This window comes from Cellulomonas sp. P4_H12 (assembly GCF_056400905.1).
This window is the reverse complement of the sequence record NZ_JBFUKJ010000079.1, coordinates 1-713: the sequence shown is the minus strand read 5'-3', so window position 1 is coordinate 713 and position 713 is coordinate 1. Positions and strand designations below refer to the sequence as shown.

Annotated in this window: 1 pseudogene; it reads right to left on the bottom strand. The window is 74.2% G+C overall.

The window, feature by feature from the left end:
• Positions 1–713 (bottom strand): annotated as a pseudogene (locus tag AC1DQC_RS19835) (transcriptional regulator); the annotation flags it as partial.

The window sequence follows — 713 nt, the reverse complement described above, 5'->3', positions numbered from 1 at the left end:
ACGTCCAGCGGGCCAGCAGCGCGGCGTCCCCGCCGCGCAGCAGGGCTGCCTGCATTCCGCTGCGCAGCTGCTCACGGATGTCCTCGACGCCGGGTGAGACCGAACCCGGCAGCACCGGCCCGCGGTAGGCGGCCAGGGCCGCCGCCGCGTCGCCCCGGCCGAGCGCGCGCCGCACCTCCCCGACGTCCGAGACCAGGTCGGTGAGCAGTCGGTACGGCCTCGACCCGAGGCCCTGCGCGCCGAACACCTTGCGCAGCCGGGACATCTCGGCCCGCACGGTCACCGAGTCCAGGTCCGACTCGTCGAGCAGCATCGCCAGCTGGTCGGTGCTCAGGCCCTCCGGCCGGTCGGCGAGCAGCAGCAGGATCTCGGCGTGCCGCTGCGAGAGGGTCACCCGGTCGCCGTCGCGGACGAGTGTGGGCCGCTCGGACCCGAGGACCTGCAGGCGCGGAGGTCCCGCGCCGAGCAGCCGGGGTGAGTTCAGCAGGTGCAGTCGCAACTCGGACTCCGCTGCGGCGACCGTGGCGCGGACCAGGGCCAGCACCTCCGGCACCGCGACCCGGGGGCCACCGGTGATGTCGATCGCGCCGATGATCTGCCCGGTCATCGGGTCGTGCACCGGGGCCGCCGAACAACTCCAGTCGTGCACGGTGCGGCTGAAGTGCTCGGCCCCGAAGATCTGCACGGAGTGGTCGAGCGCGATGGCGGTGCCG